18 protein-coding genes are annotated in these 17,652 nt (G+C 61.9%); 9 read left to right on the top strand and 9 right to left on the bottom strand.

Translation table 11 applies throughout. The features are described 5' to 3' along the window. The first annotated feature begins 3 nt into the window (after positions 1-3). Positions 4-1,104, top strand: a complete 1,101-nt coding sequence (lptG, locus tag IZV00_RS07680) for an LPS export ABC transporter permease LptG (protein WP_196224120.1) — start codon at positions 4-6, stop codon at positions 1,102-1,104. Positions 1,105-1,362: 258 nt separating this feature from the next. On the opposite strand, the gene IZV00_RS07685 is transcribed toward lptG, so the two are convergent. Next, complete coding sequence (locus tag IZV00_RS07685) at positions 1,363-2,430, bottom strand: fatty acid desaturase family protein (RefSeq protein ID WP_196224121.1); 1,068 nt, start codon at positions 2,428-2,430, stop codon at positions 1,363-1,365. A 142-nt stretch (positions 2,431-2,572) separates the two neighbouring features. Between IZV00_RS07685 and IZV00_RS07690 the strand changes: the two genes are divergently transcribed. Then, positions 2,573-3,733 carry an N-acetyltransferase gene (locus IZV00_RS07690; RefSeq protein ID WP_196224122.1) on the top strand — a complete coding sequence of 387 codons (1,161 nt, stop codon included), beginning with the start codon at positions 2,573-2,575 and terminating at the stop codon, positions 3,731-3,733. A 4-nt stretch (positions 3,734-3,737) separates the two neighbouring features. On the opposite strand, the gene IZV00_RS07695 is transcribed toward IZV00_RS07690, so the two are convergent. Continuing rightward, entirely contained in the window at positions 3,738-4,628 is an 891-nt protein-coding gene (locus tag IZV00_RS07695; RefSeq protein WP_196224123.1) for a diacylglycerol/lipid kinase family protein, read from the bottom strand. A gap of 72 nt (positions 4,629-4,700) precedes the next feature. Here IZV00_RS07695 and IZV00_RS07700 point away from each other — a divergent pair, with 72 nt between their 5' ends. Continuing rightward, entirely contained in the window at positions 4,701-5,582 is an 882-nt protein-coding gene (locus IZV00_RS07700; RefSeq protein WP_196224124.1) for a metallophosphoesterase family protein, read from the top strand. On the opposite strand, the gene xth is transcribed toward IZV00_RS07700, so the two are convergent. The 6 genes from xth to IZV00_RS07730 all read right to left on the bottom strand — a co-directional run bounded on the left by xth (position 5,583) and on the right by IZV00_RS07730 (position 11,784). Further along, positions 5,583-6,356 carry an exodeoxyribonuclease III gene (xth, locus tag IZV00_RS07705; protein ID WP_196224125.1) on the bottom strand — a complete coding sequence of 258 codons (774 nt, stop codon included), beginning with the start codon at positions 6,354-6,356 and terminating at the stop codon, positions 5,583-5,585. It lies immediately after the preceding gene. 213 nt (positions 6,357-6,569) lie between these two features. Then, positions 6,570-6,896, bottom strand: coding sequence for an iron-sulfur cluster insertion protein ErpA (gene erpA, locus IZV00_RS07710; protein ID WP_196224126.1), 327 nt, complete (start codon positions 6,894-6,896; stop codon positions 6,570-6,572). 81 nt (positions 6,897-6,977) lie between these two features. Then, positions 6,978-7,703, bottom strand: coding sequence for a M23 family metallopeptidase (locus IZV00_RS07715; protein WP_196224127.1), 726 nt, complete (start codon positions 7,701-7,703; stop codon positions 6,978-6,980). Between the two features lie 109 nt (positions 7,704-7,812). Then, positions 7,813-8,622: a ferritin-like domain-containing protein gene (locus IZV00_RS07720; protein WP_196224128.1), complete on the bottom strand. Its 810-nt coding sequence runs from the start codon at positions 8,620-8,622 to the stop codon at positions 7,813-7,815. Then, positions 8,619-9,080, bottom strand: coding sequence for a thioredoxin-dependent thiol peroxidase (gene bcp / locus IZV00_RS07725; protein WP_196224129.1), 462 nt, complete (start codon positions 9,078-9,080; stop codon positions 8,619-8,621). The genes IZV00_RS07720 and bcp overlap by 4 nt, the downstream gene beginning before the upstream one ends. Further along, entirely contained in the window at positions 9,064-11,784 is a 2,721-nt protein-coding gene (locus IZV00_RS07730) for a bifunctional [glutamine synthetase] adenylyltransferase/[glutamine synthetase]-adenylyl-L-tyrosine phosphorylase (protein WP_230463135.1), read from the bottom strand. The genes bcp and IZV00_RS07730 overlap by 17 nt, the downstream gene beginning before the upstream one ends. Before the next feature lie 74 nt (positions 11,785-11,858). On the opposite strand from IZV00_RS07730, the gene IZV00_RS07735 reads away from it, so the two are divergent. Both IZV00_RS07735 and IZV00_RS07740 read left to right on the top strand, forming a co-directional pair. Further along, on the top strand, positions 11,859-12,044 hold the full coding sequence (locus IZV00_RS07735; RefSeq protein WP_329604451.1) for a hypothetical protein: 186 nt from the start codon (positions 11,859-11,861) through the stop codon (positions 12,042-12,044). Positions 12,045-12,115: 71 nt separating this feature from the next. Beyond that, complete coding sequence (locus IZV00_RS07740) at positions 12,116-12,460, top strand: hypothetical protein (protein ID WP_196224131.1); 345 nt, start codon at positions 12,116-12,118, stop codon at positions 12,458-12,460. A gap of 16 nt (positions 12,461-12,476) precedes the next feature. Here the strand turns inward: IZV00_RS07740 and ypfJ are convergent, their stop codons facing one another. Further along, complete coding sequence (gene ypfJ / locus IZV00_RS07745; protein WP_196224132.1) at positions 12,477-13,352, bottom strand: KPN_02809 family neutral zinc metallopeptidase; 876 nt, start codon at positions 13,350-13,352, stop codon at positions 12,477-12,479. 145 nt (positions 13,353-13,497) lie between these two features. On the opposite strand from ypfJ, the gene IZV00_RS07750 reads away from it, so the two are divergent. The 4 genes from IZV00_RS07750 to IZV00_RS07765 all read left to right on the top strand — a co-directional run bounded on the left by IZV00_RS07750 (position 13,498) and on the right by IZV00_RS07765 (position 17,607). Next, positions 13,498-14,676, top strand: coding sequence for a patatin-like phospholipase family protein (locus IZV00_RS07750; protein WP_196224133.1), 1,179 nt, complete (start codon positions 13,498-13,500; stop codon positions 14,674-14,676). After that, entirely contained in the window at positions 14,673-15,464 is a 792-nt protein-coding gene (locus IZV00_RS07755; protein WP_196224134.1) for a 3-hydroxybutyrate dehydrogenase, read from the top strand. Before IZV00_RS07750 ends, IZV00_RS07755 begins: the two co-directional genes overlap by 4 nt. A 117-nt stretch (positions 15,465-15,581) precedes the next feature. Continuing rightward, positions 15,582-16,136: an opacity protein gene (locus IZV00_RS07760; RefSeq protein ID WP_196224135.1), complete on the top strand. Its 555-nt coding sequence runs from the start codon at positions 15,582-15,584 to the stop codon at positions 16,134-16,136. Positions 16,137-16,257: 121 nt separating this feature from the next. After that, entirely contained in the window at positions 16,258-17,607 is a 1,350-nt protein-coding gene (locus tag IZV00_RS07765) for an amidohydrolase (RefSeq protein WP_196224136.1), read from the top strand. Positions 17,608-17,652: the final 45 nt, after the last annotated feature.

The following is a 17,652-nucleotide window of genomic DNA, read 5'->3' on the forward strand; positions in this document are numbered from 1 at the left end:
CCCATGCAGTTCGACTTCTTCCCCTCGCCCCAGATCAGCTGGTACATGGCGCGCCTGTTCCTGACGCGGACCTTCGCCGTGCTGGCGCTGCTGGTCGTCGTGCTGCAAACGCTCGACCTGCTGGGCGAATCAGGCGATATCCTGGCCTATGCCGGTAACGGCGACGCGCAGCTGTGGCATTATGTCGGCCTTCGCATACCGCAGATCATCGCTCGCTTTCTGCCCTTCTCGGTTCTTCTGGGCACGCTCATCATGCTTGCGGGCATGAACCAGAATAGCGAGATCGTGTCGATGAAGGCGGCGGGCCTGTCCGCGCACCAGATATTGGCGCCGCTGATCGCCTCCGCACTCGGCGTCGCCATCATCAGCTATGCTTTCAACGAACGCGTGGTAGCCCGCGCAACCGCTTCGCTCAGCGCTTGGCAGGCGGTCGATTACGGCCCCATTCCCACCGACAGCGGCGTAAAGTCAAACCCTTGGGTCCGTGACGGCAACAACCTCGTCACCGCCGCGATCGTCGCGGGTCGGGGCAATAATGTGCAGCTGCGCAAGGTCGAAATTTTCAACCGCGTGAACAACAGCCTGACGACCATCGTCCAGGCTCCTCGCGGCCATTATGACGTGGCGAGCAAGAGCTGGCTTCTGGAGGATGCCCGCCAGTTCGACGTGGCGCGCGGCACGGAACGGCAGGTTGGCTCCGTCCGCTTTGGCCATGCGATCCGGCCCGACCAGTTTACCTTGGCAAAGGTCGATCCTGACGCTTTGACTTTCTCGGAACTGCGCGCAGCCATTGGTGATCTGCGCGATGCCGGACGTCCGACCGCCGAACTGGAAGGCAGCCTGTGGCACAAGCTGTCCGGTCCGCTTTCGGCCCTGCTGATGCCGATCCTGGGGTCCGTCGCCGCCTTCGGCCTTGCTCGCTCGGGCCAGTTGTTCGTGCGCGCAGTGATGGGGATGGCCCTTGGCTTCGCCTATTTCGTCGCGGATAATTTCTCGCTCGCCATGGGCAATCTCGGCGCTTACCCGCCCATCCTCGCGGCATGGGCGCCCTTCTTCCTGTTCCTGCTCGTAGGCGAGACCGTGCTGTTCAGGACAGAAGAATAGCTATTGGTTTCGCGCAGAGGTCGCAGAGAATTTTCGGTACGGACACGCCAGCACTAAAGAAGCAGCCGAAGGCTATATTCCAATTCTTCTCTGCGACCTCTGCGCCTCTGCGCGAAAAATATTCACGCGAAGACGCGGAGCCGCAGAGCGATTCCTGACCGACGACCGCCCCGCTTCACCGACGTGTCGTGAAAATTGGAAACCTCCGGCGAAGCGCAACTCCTCCGCGCCTCAGCGCCTCAGCGTGAACCAAAAAATTCAGCGCCGAACCATCGTACTCCGCGCAATCTTCCCCACCAGCGGCCACATGCCCGCATAATTGCCGCGATGATAAGGCGAATCCTCGCCCAAGGCCGCGATCAACCGCGCATGCGCCTTGCCCAGCGCATGATAAGGCACGCTCGGCAACAGGTGGTGCAGCGCATGATAGCGCAGGCCCACCGGCGCCCAGATTGCGGCCAGCGGTGAAGGCGGCGGCACATTCACCGAATCCAGATATTGCGCCGTCACCGTCATCGCATCGCCCTCATTCTCCCAAAGGTGCGCGACCAGCGTGCGCAACTGGTTGATGACGGTCATGCCCGAATGCACGGCCATATAGACGAGCAAAGGCTTCCATCCGAAGGCAAACACGCTGCCGATCAGGGCGAGTGCGAACAGCGAAGCGCCCGCCTCCTGCCACAGCCAGCGGCGGCGAAACTCCCCTTCCGGCGCGCGACGGCGATAGGCGGGGTTGATCGACAGCGCCGAAAACTCCGCAACGACCTTGCGCCGCAACGGGGGCACGAAGATGCTGATCGGCGCCAACACGCCATAGCGCAGGATCAGGCCCACTGGCGCCAACGACGCGATCAGGATGAACAAAGGCAGCGACCACGGCTTCATCAACGCCAGCGGCAGATATTCCGGATCGTTCGCCGTCCCATAGCGGGTGCGCGCATGATGCTGCGTATGCACATCCTCATACATGAAGGACGGGATCAGCAGCGGAATACCTACCAGCAGGTTCCAGCCCAGCCGGAAACCGGGAAGCGCGTCCCTGCGGATATGCGTCAGCTCATGGATGAAACTCGCCGCCCGATAAAGCGCCAGCATCGCCACCAGTCCGCACAACAGGGCCAACGCCACATTGTCGGCCAGAATCGCCCCGGCAAGCGCCGCATAGCCGATCAGCGCCGACGCCAGCAGGTCCGGCCAGTAAATCCTCGGGTTGGCCACCGCAAATTCGCGCGACAGTTCCGCTGCGGCGCGCAGCATCGCGGCGTCATCCGGGATCGAGGCGCGCTTGACGGCCGCGCCCGCTATGATGGGATCATGCACAGTCATGCAGGCGCTCCTAAATGGTAAATGCGCTGAAATCGTGGCAGCGGCATGACAGTATCGCCTTGCTATGTCATCAGGCGCACACCGGATTGACAATCCCGTAACAAGCGCCGAACTGCTCCGGTCCTTTAGCGAAAGCTCTGCCGTGGCTCACTCGAATCTGGTAATAACCCCCGTCACTTCCAAGGCCGATCGCAAGGCGTTCGTGGACTTGCCATGGCGCCTGTACGCCAACGACCCCAACTGGGTGCCGCCGCTCAAGAGCGAAGTCTACGGGGTCATAGAGTCCAGCAAGAACCCGTTTTTCGGCCATGCCGAGGCGCAATATTTCCTGGCCCGTCGCGATGGCCAGGTTGTCGGCCGCATCTCCGCCCATATCGATCATCTTGCACTCGCCCAGCCGATTGAACAGGGCATGGGTCCGGGCACCGGCAATTTCGGCTTTTTCGAAGCGGAGGACGCCGAAACTGGCAAGGCGCTGATCGAAGCGGCAGAAAGCTGGCTCCGCACAAAGGGCTTGACCCGCGTGCTAGGCCCCATTTCCCTCTCCATCTGGGAAGAACCCGGCCTGCTGATCGAAGGCCACGATCATCCGCCCACGGTGATGATGGGCCACAACAGCCCCGCCTATCAGGCGATGATCGAGGGCGCGGGCTATCAGCCCGTCAAGCAGCTCAAAACATATGAGCTCGACATCACCAACCCCTTCCCACCCCTCATCCAGCGGATCGTCTCGTCCGGCGAAAAGAGCGACCGCATCCGCATCCGCCAGGTCGACAAGTCGAAATTCGATGCGGAGGCGGCCATCCTGCTCGGCATCCTCAACGACGCCTGGGGCAGGAATTGGGGCTTCGTCCCGATCACCGACGCCGAAGTCGCCCACACCGGCAAGAAACTGAAGCCCATCGTGTTCGAAGACCTGATCATGATCGCCGAGCTGGATGGCGAGCCAGTCGCCTTCATGATGACCCTGCCCGACCTCAACGAAGCGACCGCGCCCTTGAACGGCTCGCTGCTCCCCTTCGGCTGGGCAAAGCTTCTCTGGTGGCTACGCAAGCCGCAAGTCCGCACCATGCGCGTGCCGCTGATGGGCGTGGTCCAGCGGCTGCAATCGTCCCGCCTCGCCAGCCAGCTCGCCTTCATGATGATCGAATATATCCGCCGCAACGCGATCAGTCGCTATGGCGCGACGCGGGGTGAGATCGGCTGGGTGCTCGACGACAATCAGGGCATGAACGCCATCGCCGACGCCATCGATAGCAAGGTGAACAAAATCTACCAGATCTACGAAAAGACCCTCGCCTGAAAGCCTAGCGCGGCACCGCCACGTCGATAGCGCCCGCGGCCACCTTCACCGTCGCGGGCGTCTTCGCGACCACCTCGCCATCAACGGAGATGCGCTGCCGAGGCTGCGTCTCAATCCGGAAAGACTGGCCCCGAAACTCCTCCGTCTGCGCATCCCTGTCACGCAGCTTGAAGAATTTGGCATACCAGTCCCACGCCAGCCGAGCATGGCTACGCCCCACCACCGCCTGAACCACGATCTCGCCGCTATCGACGTCAGCGCGATCGGACAGTTCGACCCCCCCATGATAGGGTCCGTTCAATATCCGCACCTCGGTCGACCACATGCGCCGCTCGGCCTGACCGTCATCGATCGTCAAGCGGAACGCCCGGAACCCGACCGAACATTTCACCGCCCAGAGCAGATAGCCGACCCGCCCCAGATAGCGCTTCAGCTTGTGCGGCACCGTCTTCCCGATCATCGGCGACAACCCCAGCGAGGCCGCGTTGACGAAATAATCGTGGTCGATCATTCCGAGGTCAATGCGTCGCCGTCTGCCCTGCGCGATCACCTGCACGGCCCCTTCCAGATCCAGCGGTATGCCAAGCGTCCTCGCAAAGCTGTTGGCCGTGCCAAGCGGCAGCACGCCAAAGACGCAATCCTTCCCCACCAGCTCATCCACTGTCCCGGATAAAGATCCATCGCCGCCACCAACGATGACCATCGGCGCCCCGCTGCCCACCGCCTCTCGCACCGTCTCCTGCAATCGTTCCGGATCGCGCACCGCATGGGCCGCAATCAAGCGCACCCCCGCCGCCTCCAGCTTCTCCCGCGCCTGTTGGAAAAGCGCCTCTCCCTTCCGGCTGTGGACATTGACGATCAGCGCCGCATCACGCGGCAGGGAGTTCGTTTCCATGCCCCAACAACTCGCCAGAGCCCCATCGGCTCCTCGCCGCAACAAATCCGCATGAACAGTCGTTGGAAAGCCATGGCTCGCATCGCTCACCTGTCCGACATCCATTTCGGCGCCAACGATCCCAAAATAGTATCCGCCACCGAAGCCTGGCTCGAACGTAGCCAGCCCGACCTCGTCATCATCAGCGGCGATTTCACGCAGCGCGCCCGCGTCGATCAATTCCGCGCCGCTTCCGCCTGGCTCAATCGGCTACGCGGGGCGGGCATGCGCCTGCTCGTCATTCCGGGCAATCATGACGTGCCGCTTTATGACGTGGTCCGCCGTTTCGCCGCCCCCTTGGATCGCTACAAACGCTATATCAGCAATGAGCTTTGCCCCTGGTATGAGGATGAAAATGTCGCGATCCTCGGCATCAACACCGCCCGTTCGCTAACGATCAAGGACGGACGCATCAACCATGACCAGATGAAGATGATCGAAGAGCGCTTCGCCCCGGTCGCGCCGGAAAAGACGCGCATTCTCGTCACCCACCACCCCCTTTTCGCCATGCCGATTGGCAAGGGCGGCGAACTCAGCGAAGCCGTCGGCCGCCATGATGACGCGGTCGAAGCCGCAGCCGCAGCCGGAATCCACATCGCCCTCGCGGGTCATTTCCACCGCACCTATGCCGAAGCCGCGCAGAAGATGGTCGCCGACGCAGGCGGCGCGCTAGTGATTCAAGCGGGAACAGCGACATCGACCCGCCTTCGCAACGCCGAACCGCAAAGCTTCAACTGGCTCCACGTCCACCGCAACGACCGGATCGAGTTGCAAGTCATCGTCTGGGACGGCGCCAGCTTTCAGCGCGGCCACCATGTCGAATATAGCCGGGACGCGGCCGGATGGCAGGCACATGAGCTGGCCGACCCATCCGCCCGTCCCGGCATCCGCGTGGCGCAAGCCGCCCGCGCCTGATTACGCGCTCAGCTCAACCCATGTCGGCGCATGGTCGCTCGCCTTCTCGCGCCCGCGAAAATCCTTGTCTACCTGCGCGTCGATCAGGCGATCGGCCGCCGCCGGGCTCAGCAGCAGATGGTCGATCCGGAAACCGGCATCGCGCGGCCAGGCGTTCATCTGATAGTCCCAATAAGTCCACACCCCACCCGCCGGGTGTCGGCTCGCAAGCGCGTCGGTCCACCCGTCGCCCAGCAGGCGGCGGTAAGCGGCCCGGCTTTCCGGCTGCATCAGCGCGTCGTCCGCCATGGCCTTGACCGAATAAACGTCCCGGTCGCGCGGGATGACATTATAATCGCCAGCAAGAATGGCAGGCACTTCCTCCGCCCAAATCTCCGCCGCCCGGTCGCGCAGCCGCTTCATCCAGCGCAGTTTGTAATCGAATTTCGGCCCCGGCTGCGGATTGCCATTGGGCAAGTAGATGCTGGCGACCCGGACGCCCTTCACATCGGCTTCGATATAGCGGCTATGTTCGTCCTCGGGCTCGCCTTCCAACCCCCGGCGCACCTCTACCGGCGTCTCGCCGCGCGCCAGGATGGCAACGCCGTTAAAGCCCTTCTGCCCGTGCCAGATCGCTCCATAGCCGACATCCTCAATGTCCTTCAGCGGGAATGTCTCATCCGAAGTCTTGATTTCCTGAAGGCAGGCGACATCGGGCTGCGTCTCGTTCAGCCATTCCAGCAAGCGCGGCAATCGCGCCTTGATGCCGTTGATGTTGAAGGTCGCGATGCGCATGGGGCTTTTCTCCTCCCGCGCATCCCTAAAGAGAATAGTCCCCCTTAGACAAGGGACAGACAGCCGGTGATAGCGCTTGGTGGTGCAATTCTTCAGCACCGTTCGCCCTGAGCCTGTCGAAGGACTCTATTTCTCTTCAGGAAGAAGCGGGCTTCGACAAGCTCAGCCCGAACGGGTAAAAGCGTCAAAGGCGAACAAAAGCACAGGCCGTGCTTAAATCGAAAAGCTCGACCCACAACCGCAGCCAGCAGTAGCATTGGGGTTCGTCACCTTGAACGCCGATCCGCCAAGGTCGGACACAAAGTCCACCGCCGCGCCCCGCACCAGATCCAGGCTCACATCATCGACGACCAGCGTCACGCCGTCCCGTTCGACCGCCACATCCTCCGCCTCCACCGCATCGGCAAGCCCAAAACGATATTGAAAGCCCGAACATCCGCCACCCTCGACGGCCAGCCGCAGGATCGCGGGCTTGCCCTGCTTGGCGGCAATCGCAGCCACGCGGGCAGCGGCGGAAGGGGTCAGGTCGATATCAGCCATAGCGCCTAGATAAGATCACGCAAAAGGCCCGGCAACCCATCGGAGCCGAGCCTTTGCAAAGGATAAGCGGCGTAGCGCGGATTATTCCGCGTCATGCTCCTGCGCTTTCGTCGGGCCACCCATGGCAATGGGCGGTTTCGTGTTCATCGCTACGAGAACATCGGGACCGACGACGAACGGCATCGGGTTGATCGCCTGGCCGTCCACGCGGACTTCATAATGCAGATGGCTGCCGGTCGAACGCCCGGTCGATCCCATCAGGCCGATCAACTGGCCACGATGCACATAGCTGTTGGGGGCCGCGATCAGCTTCGACATATGACCGTAACGGGTCTCAAGACCGCCGCCATGGGAAATCTGCACTAGATTGCCATAGCCGCTCGCCCAACCGGCGCGGCTCACAATGCCGTCTGCGGTGGCGTAGACCGGGGTGCCGACGGGGCCGGGAATATCGATACCCTTGTGCATCCGCGCGCCGCCGTTGAACGGGTCGGAACGAACGCCAAAGTTGGACGTCAGCGACAGTTTTTCGACGGGCCGCCCGGTCGGGATATTGTTGCTGGCTGCCTTTACGCCGCCGTCCAGCCGCTGAAGGCTGGAGAAAAGATTGGAAAAGCCCACATCTGCCGGGCCAAGCGCGCTGCTATTGATTTCCGAAGCATCGCCATAGGGGTCATCCGCGACAGCCTTGGCCTGTGCAGGCATTGCGGCGCACAATGCGCTCACTACGCCCATAGCTCCAATGGATTTACACGCAGACAGGAACCATCGCGCGCTACGCGCTTTATTCGAACGAAGAAACAACATGCCGACCCCGACTTATCCTCCGGAGGCTTTTTGAGCCTCTCGGCGCTCCCCGTGTTGACCAAATGCGACCTAGATCGCCACCCGCGTCATCAAAAGGACATTTCCCGCTTCATTGTGCAAGCGCGCCGTAAAAATCCAGCGTTAAACCGGCTTGTCGACGCGCCGAGTCGTTGAACGGCGGCTTCAACGACCCGCGAAAATGGCGTTTTACAAGGATTTGGTAATGATTTGCGGGGGTCAGCCCCTCTCGGTTCGCCGCATGACCGAACCAGCTTGTCCCGGCCGCCACATGACGAATCTCATCCGCCATAATGCGGCGCAGCATGCGTGCGGATGGCTCGTCCCCCACGCCTTCGAAACGCGTGATCGTGGCGGGCGTGATGTCCAGCGCGCGCGCTTCCAGCACCATCGGAACGATGGCGAGCCGCGCCATGGCATCCCCTGCGGTTTCGGTAGCGGCCTGCCACAGGCCGTCATGGGCAGGCAGTTGGCCGTAGAAACTTCCCATCTGCCGCAGACGCCGGTCCAGCAGCGCGAAATGCATCGCCTCTTCCGCGCCCACCTGCATCCAGTCATCGACGAAGGCTTGCGGAAACTCGCTCCCGAACCGGCCAATCAGGTCGAATGCCAGGTCGATCGCGACAAACTCGATATGCGCCAGGGCATGCAACATAGCGATCCGCGACCGGTCGGAACCGATCTTGCCGCGCTTGGGCATCTGATTGGCGGGTAGCAGGGCGGGGGCATCAGGCCGGGCGGGCGTGTCCGGCATCGCGGCATCGAACCGATGCGCCAACCGGCCCCGCCTCCAGGCACGGGCGACCGCGCGCGCCGCCATCAGCTTGTCCCGTGGCTCCGACGTCACCAGCACATGAGCGCAGGCCCGTCCCACGCTCTCAATTTCGACCGGCAAATTCAAAGCGCCTTCACGGCCTCCAGCACTTCGGCGGCATGGCCCTTCACCTTCACCTTGGGCCAGACGCGCACAATCTTGCCCGTCCCATCCGCAAGGAAGGTCGCCCGCTCAATCCCCATATATTTCCGGCCATAGAGCGACTTTTCGACCCAAGTGCCGAACGCCTCGCACGCCTCGCCCGGCTCGTCGGATGCGAGCGTCACGTTCAGGCCGTATTTGTCCGCGAATTTCTTGAGCTTGGCGGGCTTGTCCTTGGAAATGCCGACCACGGGCACGCCCAATGCCGCATAGTCACCCGCCAGCTCGGTAAAGTCCTTGGCCTCATTGGTGCAGCCGGGCGTATCGGCCTTGGGGTAGAAATAGACGACGACCGGCTTCCCCTTGAACCGATCTAATGTGAAGTCGGCGCCATCGGCGTCCTTCAACGTCACGCTCGGCAGGGCATCACCGGCTTCCAGCATCTTCTTCCTCCGAATAGGGCGCGGACAGCGCTGCCCAGGCATCGCTCACCCTTTGCCGGGCCTGCGCATAGCTTTCAAGCAGCGCGTCCCAGCTTTCCACACCGCACGCCCGCGCAACGACTGGCCGGGTGGCCTCCGGCGGCTCGGTCGATTTGGGCGAAACCAGCCGCGACACGATCAGGAAACGCGTGATCAGGTCATGCGCATCGATCAGGTCTGCTGGAAGATGACCCGCCTCGACCAGCTCATCCAAAGCCGCGCGCAAGTCGGGACTGAACGCCATATTATGCTTGAACTGCGACACATGGATCAGGAACTCCAGATCGACCAACCCCCCCGGCACCAGCTTGACGTCCAACTCGCTGGCAGGCGGTTTGTGCGCGGCGATATCCCGGCGCATCTTCACCGCCTGACGCGCCAACTCCGGGAAATCGCGCGGCCGTTCCAAAGTGTCGGCCAATATCGCGCTCAACGCAGCCCGGCCGCTGTCCGACCCGAAAACCGGCCGCGCGCGCGTCAGCGCCAGATGTTCCCAGGTCCACGCTTCCTCGCGCTGATATTTGGCGAAGCTGTCCAGACTGACCGCCAGCAACCCCTGCGCGCCCGACGGCCGCAACCGCGTATCCACCTCATACAGCGGCCCCGCCGCCGTCTGCACTGATAACGCATTGGTTATGCGTTGCCCCAGCCGGTTGAAATACTGCGTCGCCCCCAACGGCTTTCTTCCATCGGATTCCTTCATGAAATCGCCGGAAAAAAGAAAAACCAGATCCAGATCCGAAGCATGCGTCAAAACGCCGCCACCCAATCGGCCAAGCGCAAGGATAAGCATCTCGCCACCCTGCACCCGCCCATGCACCGCCTCAAATTCCCGGACGGTCGCACTCGCCAACGCCTCGATCGCGGCCTCCGCCACCCGCGAATAGCCACGACCTGCTTCCAGCGGATCGCCACCGCGAATAATCTGCGCACCCAGGGCAAAGCGCCGGTCGTTAACCCGCTGCCGCACCCGATCAAGCAGCGCCTGATAATCCTCCCCCGCTTCCAACTGCGCGAACTGAGCGGCCAGTTGCTCCACGGCAGGCGGCGGATCAAAAGCGGACGTATCGATCAGCCCATCGAGCAGCTCAGCCCGTCGTCCCAGCGCATCCGCCAGCGTCGGCGCATGACTGAGCAACTCCGCCATCAGCTCTGCAAGCCCCGGCCGCGCGGCAAGCAGCTTGAAGAAGTTGATGGCGCTCGGCAACCTGCCGATCAGGTCATCAAGGCGATTCAGCGCCCGCACCGGATCGGGGGCGGCCGCCAACGTGCGCATCAATCCCGGCAGTAAATCTTCCAGCGCTTCCCGCGAAGCCGTGCTGCGCAACGCCCTGATGCTGCCCGTGCGCCAGCGAGCGATCCGCGCAACCGGAGCCTGCGGATCAACAAAGCCCATTTCCGCCAGCTGCGCCGCCAGCCGGTCCTCGTCATGCGACAGCGACTCTGATTTTTCAGCAGGTGTCAGCTGATCGTAATTGGCTCCCACCCATTCCACCTTCGGGCGCAGCAGCTCGATCAGTTCCGCTCCGTTGTTCAGGCCATGCAGACGCGCGACATTGTCCATCGCTTCGATGGTCTTGGGCAGCTCATGCGTTTGCCGGTCCTCGACCATCTGCAATCGATGCTCGATCGTGCGGAACAGCACATAGGCTTCGTCCAGCTTGCGCGACACTTCCGGATCGAAGACCCCTGCCGCCGCCAGCGCTCGAAGCGCCTCGCGCGTATTGCCCGATCTTAGCGCCGGGTCCCGCCCACCATGGATCAATTGATGGGTCTGCGCGAAAAATTCGACTTCCCGAATGCCGCCACGTCCCCGTTTCAGATCATAACCCGGCCCGAAAGCCTGACCCTGCGCATAATGGTCGCGGATTCGTCGCGATATGTCGGTGATCGCGTCGATCGCACCGAAATCCAGGCTCCGCCGCCAGACGAAAGGGCGGATCTGCTGCATGAAATAATCGCCCAGGCCAAGGTCGCCTGCCGCCGGTCGCGCGCGGACGAAAGCGGCCTGCTCCCACCCCATCGCCGTCGATTCATAATAGCCGATCGCCGCCTCGACCGGCAGCGCAATGGGCGTCGCTTCGGGAGAGGGACGCAGCCGTAAATCGACGCGAAAGACGTAGCCATCGCCGTCCCGCGCATTCAAAAGCTCGCTCACCCGCCTGCCGATCCGCACTGCCGCATCAGCCGGGTCTTCCCTCTCCCCATGCGGCAGGATCGCCGGGTCATAGAGAAGGATGGGGTCGATATCGGACGAATAATTCAGCTCACGGCTGCCATGCTTGCCCAATGCCAACACGACAAACCCCTTCGGCTCCGCACCCGGATACCGCTCGGCAAAGGTGGCGTGCAGCGCTTCTTCCAAAGCCTGGTCAGCAAAATCCGACAAGGTACGCGTCACCCGATCCAAGTCCCAGGCGCCCGACAGATCCGCCGCCGCCGTGACCAGCGACAATGCGCCCTTCCGCCGCCGCAGCGATCTGGCGATCTCCTCTTCCGCTCCCGACACGTCGCGTGCGGCCTTGAGCGCAGCCTCAACATCTCCGACCGCCAGCAGGTCCACCACTTCGGGAAACCTGTCCATCTGTCTGGCGAGGAAAGGCGAATGCCCACGCATCCGCGCCATTGCCGCCGTCCAGTCCACCACCGCAGTCTCTTCTGTCATACCGCCGCTATCGCCCGAGCCTCAAATGAATGCCAGAAACTTTTCCCGTTGCCGCCCGTTGTAGAAACATGGAAATGCAGCGTAAATCGGTGAGCCGATCTGGCAACGGGCGGAAGACCACTGATCGCAAATTCCTGACGGTTGGCGTTCCTCAGCCCTATGAAGGCATCGGCAACGCATTGCAGGCTACCTTCCGCGCCAAGCGCGATAGCTTGCCATCGGATATGATGGACCTGCTGAAAAAACTGGACCGTCATTAAACCGGCTGCGCAGGATTTTATTTACCGAAAGCCACTAGAAACAGCGCGTCTTTGGTTCAGGATGTGCCTGCATGCTCTACAAGGCTTTCGCCGCCATCACGTTGGTCAGCGCCCCAATAATCGTTATGTTGGTTCAGGGCATCACGCCGCACCCTTCGGCGACGCCCTCAGCTCCCGTGGTTCAACCCATGGTTCCGCAGCCTCCGGTTGAACAGCCATTGCCCAGCCAACAATCCTTCGTAGCGCCAATGCCGGTCGAGCAGGCCCCTCCTGCCGTATCCTTTGGCCAGCCCATGCCGGAAGCGGGCAAGCCCTTCCTCACGCCCGGCAACGGCCTTCCCGGCGAACCGCCGCCCGGCGCGAGCGAAGCCGGAAGCAGCGATACCGCAACAAGTTCGGAAGCCCGCCCCTTCTGACAGTTTAGAGCGCTTTTCAGCGCCCCGCCCCGGCAAAAGTATCGCATTGCGCCGGGTCACCGCTGTCCAGCCCCTTGCGCAGCCAGGTCATCCGCTGCTCGCTTGATCCATGGGTGAAGCTTTCCGGCACAGGACGCCGTCCCGCCGCCTTTTGTAATGTATCATCGCCAATGGATTGCGCGGCGGTCATGCCTTCTTCCAGATCGCCCGCTTCCATCAGGCCCGTGCGTTTCGCCCACACGCCTGCATAGCAATCCGCCTGCAACTCGACGCGCACTTGCAGGGCATTGCCTTGCTCTTCGCCCACACTGCGCTGACGCTGTTGCACCTGTCCCAAAGTGCCTTCCAGATCCTGCACATGATGCCCGACCTCATGGGCGATCACATAGGCCTGGGCAAAGTCACCCGGCGCGCCAAAGCGCTGGCGTAGTTCATTGAAAAAATCGGTATCCAGATACACCTTCTTGTCATTGGGGCAGTAGAATGGACCCATCGCACTTTGCGCGGCGCCGCAGCCCGACGCGCCAGCCTGCGAGTAAAAAGACAGGACTGTCGGCTGATATTGCTGCCCCGATTGCTGGAAAATCTGGCCCCATACTTTCTCCGTCGATCCCAGCACCTTCAACGACCAATGCTGAATTTCCGACAATTTCTGCGGATCACGACTGACGGACACATCCTGCTGCACGCCGCCCCCGCCACCAACCAAGCTCAGCGGATTAACCCCCATCACCATCAGGATGATGAGCGCGACGACAATCCCGCCGCAACCAAAACGGCTGCCGATAAATGGCAACAGCATGCCAAGGCCACCGCCCAGCCCGCCACCAAAGCCGCCACGGCCGCTTTGCACCTCGAAATTGGAGCTTTCCCGTTCGTCGTCCAGCCGCATGACGCCCTCTCTTTCATCCCATGCCTATCCGATCAGCGTGAAGGTTGGAACGGCTGCGATATGGAGTTGGTTGCTTTCAGCTTATCGGATTGTTGCAGCACATTAAGTTGGCACCCGCGCGCCAGTCGTTATATTGCACTGCGACATGGCCGATATCGATCCTTCCATTCCGCGCCGGGCGAGCACACCGCTCCCCTTGCCCCACGATGTTGCGCTGCTGCTTCAGGGTGGTGGCGCCCTTGGGTCTTTCCAGGCTGGGGTTTATCAGCGTCTTGATGAACTTGGCATCGACGTCAGCTGGGTCGCGGGCATTTCGATCGGCGCTGTCAATGCCGCGATCATAGCGGGCAATCCGCCGCACCGCCGCATCAGCAGGATGAAGAAATTCTGGCTGACGGTTTCCGGCGGCCTTCCCAATATCGTCCTGCCCGAAATCGATCATATTCGTGAAGCGGCGCATTTGATGGCGGCGGGAGCCGTTGCCACCTTCGGCGTGCCCGGCATGTTCCGCCCTCGCCTCTGGCCTTCCGTGATGATGCCCGAAGGCACGCCGGGGGCAATCAGCTTCTATGACAGCGCGCCCCTCAAGGAAACGCTCGACGCCTGTGTGGATTGGGACCTTCTGAACGACGGCCCTGTCCGCCTCTCGGTCGGAGCGGTGGATGTAGAAAGCGGCAACTTCGCTTATTGGGACACGCGAGGCCCCGACGGGCGGACCCGCATCGACGCGCGCCATATCATGGCTTCGGGTGCGCTTCCCCCCGGCCTGCCCCCGGTGGAAATAGATGGGCGGCATTATTGGGACGGCGGTCTCGTTTCCAACACGCCCCTGGCGCACGTGCTGGAACATCAAAATGACGACATGCTCGTCTTTCAGGTCGATCTTTTCCCCGCCGAAGGTCCGATGCCGCGCCAGATGACGGACGTTTATTCCCGCGCCAAGGACATTCAATATTCCAGCCGGACGCGTCAGGTCACTGATCAATATCTACGCCTGCGCCGCGAGCATAAGGCGATCAAGGCGCTGCTCGACAAACTGCCGCCTGACCTCAAGGACGATGCCGACGCCCTGCGCCTGCGCGAATATCTCGACCGTGGCTCGGTCAACATCGTCCACCTCATCTACCGCAGTCGCGCCTGGGAAAGTGGCGCCCGCGACTTTGAATTTTCCCGTTCCACCATGCTGGATCATTGGAGCCAGGGCCGCGACGCCGTCGAAGAAGTGATGCACAAGGGCGACCTGATCGCCCGCAACATCACGAACGGCAAAAGCGCCACCTTCGACCTCCAGGCCCCCGATACTCTCAAGGAGAAAAACGCATGACCAGGTCCCTCGCCGGAAAGACAGCGCTGATCACGGGCTCCACCTCCGGCATCGGCCTTGCCTATGCGAAGACCCTCGCGGCCGAGGGCGCGAACATCATCATCAACGGCTTCGGCGACAGCGCTGCGATCGAGCAGGAACGGCAGGCGCTGGAGCAGGCGAGCGGCGCCAAGGCGCTCTACAGCGGGCACGACCTGACCAAAGCCGCCGAGATCGAGGCGATGATGCAGGAAGCGGCCAGCACCTTCGGCGGCGTCGATATCCTCATCAACAATGCGGGCATGCAGCATGTCGCCGCGGTCGAGGATTTTCCGGTCGACAAATGGGACCTCATCATCGCGCTGAATCTGACCAGCGCCTTCCACACGTCCCGCCTCGCCATTCCCTATATGAAGTCGAAAAAGTGGGGGCGCATCATCCAGACGGCCAGCGCTCATTCCCTGACGGCGTCTCCCTTCAAGAGCGCTTATGTGACGGCCAAGCACGGACTTGCCGGGTTCACAAAGACGCTGGGCCTCGAACTCGCCACATTTGGCATCACCGCCAACTGCATCTCACCGGGTTATGTCTGGACGCCGCTGGTCGAGAACCAGATCCCCGACACGATGAAGGCGCGTAACATGACGCGCGAGCAGGTGATGAATGATGTGCTGCTCGCTGGACAGCCAACCAAGCAATTCGTGACCGTGGATCAGGTTGCCGCCATGGCGCTCTTCCTGTGCAGTGATGCGGCGGCCAATATCACGGGCGCCAATATGAGTATCGACGGCGGCTGGACTGCCCAATAAGAGCCGTTGCAATTTTACCACGCCGTTGAACCAATTGTTTTTCGTGGAGAAACCATAGGCGGCTGCTCCCGTTACTCCCACACATCTGATGAACAAGGCTCAAGGGAGTAGCCAAATATGAAGAAGTATCTTTTCGCAGCCGCGATGCTCGCGGCGCTGCCTTCGCTCGCCCATGCGCAGGAAGAAACCGCACCTGACGGCACTGAAGCATTCGGCGTTGAACCCTATGTCGGCATACTTGGCGGCTGGCACAGCTTCGATCGCCGTTCGGAGTTCGGCAGCGTTCCCGGTGAAACCATCATGAGCGGCGCGATCGTTAGCGGCGTCGCCGGTGTCAACGTTCCCCTCGGCCCCGTCTTCGTGGGCGTTGAAGGCAACGCCACCAAGGGCTGGGCTGACATCGACTGGGAATATGGCGTGAAGGGCCGCTTCGGCGCGCGTGCTGGTGAAAGCGGCATGATCTTCGCATCAGCCGGTTACCAGTGGGTCAACGGCAAGCAGGGCTGGCCGAACCGCAAGGACTGGATGTACGGCGTCGGCGTCGAAGTCGGTCCGAAGGACATCGGCCTTGGCGGCATCACCGGCAACAGCGGCATTCGCCTCCGCTTCCAGACCGAAACCTATGATTTCGACAGCTTCCGTCCGACCGCGGGTGTGATCTTCCACTTCTGATCCCGTCGCGACAGACCATGACAGGCGCTCGTCCTTCAATGGACGGGCGCCTTTTCACATCTGCCACTTTCCTTGCGCCGCCAAATCTTCCTATGCTCCCGTCCAACAGGGAGAATAGCCGATGCGTCACGCGTTCAAGCTCATCATGGCCGCCGCCACTCTTTCGTCTGCCGCGACGGCACAGACCGGTGCCGCCCCTGCTCCTGCACCCCCAGTTCCACAAGGGATAGCCGCCCAGATCGATAGAGACATGAGCGACCTCATGACACTTTACCGTGATCTCCATGCCCATCCCGAACTGTCGGAGCAGGAAACGGCGACCGCCGCAAAGCTCGCCCGCCGTCTCAAGGCGATGAAGTTCGACGTGACCGAAAAGGTGGGCGGCACCGGCGTCGTCGCGGTCATGAAAAATGGCGAGGGACCGGTTCTCCTCATCCGCGCGGACATGGATGGCCTGCCGGTCACGGAACAGACCGGCCTCCCCTTCGCCTCCAAAGTTCGCACCAAGACGGCTGAAGGCATTGAAACGGGCGTCATGCACGCCTGCGGCCACGACACGCACATGACCGCCTTCATCGAAACAGCACAACTCCTGTCATCGAGGAAGGAAAGCTGGCGCGGTACGCTGGTCATGATCCTCCAGCCAGCCGAGGAAGTCGGTCGCGGTGCGCGCATGATGCTGGACGATGGGCTCTACACGCGCTTCCCCCATCCCACGCATGCCATCGCCTTCCATGACGCCGCCAATCTGCCAGCGGGCACGATCGGTTATACCCCCGGCTATGCGCTCGCCAATGTAGACAGCGTGGACATAGTCGTTCGAGGCACTGGCGGTCATGGCGCCTATCCTCAAACGACAAAAGACCCCATAGTGCTGGGCGCCCGCATCGTCGGAGCTCTTCAGACGCTCATCAGCCGTGAACAGGACCCACTGGACCCCGCAGTCGTCACGGTCGGCAGCTTCATCGGCGGCGCGAAGCATAATATCATCCCTGACGAGGCAAAGCTGCTTCTCACCGTCCGCAGCTATTCTGACGAGACCCGCGAACGGCTGATCCACAGCATCGAACGCATCGCGCGCGGCGAGGCAATCGCGGCGGGCATTCCCGACGATCGGATGCCGATTGTCTCGGTAAAGGATGAATTCACGCCCGCCGCCTACAATCCGCCCGCCTTCGCCAACGAAATGGCCGGACTGCTCAAAGCGCATTTCCCCGAAGGACGCGTCATCGAAACGAAGCCATCTATGGGTGGCGAGGATTTCGGCCGCTATTACCGGGCTGACAAAAACATCAAAAGCTTCATCTTCTGGGTCGGAGGAGTTTCCGCCGATCAAATGGCAAAAGCCGCCGCTGGCCAGCTCACCCTCCCCTCCCTTCACAGCCCATTCTGGGCGCCGGAGGCCGACAAGGTCATCGCCACCGCAAGCGAGGCCATGACGGTACTCGCGTTGAACATATTGAAGCGATGAGCCGCAGCAATCCCTCTGTTTCCCCTGTCCCAACAGGATTCATGG

This window comes from Sphingobium sp. Cam5-1, from assembly GCF_015693305.1.
Classification (GTDB): domain Bacteria; phylum Pseudomonadota; class Alphaproteobacteria; order Sphingomonadales; family Sphingomonadaceae; genus Sphingobium.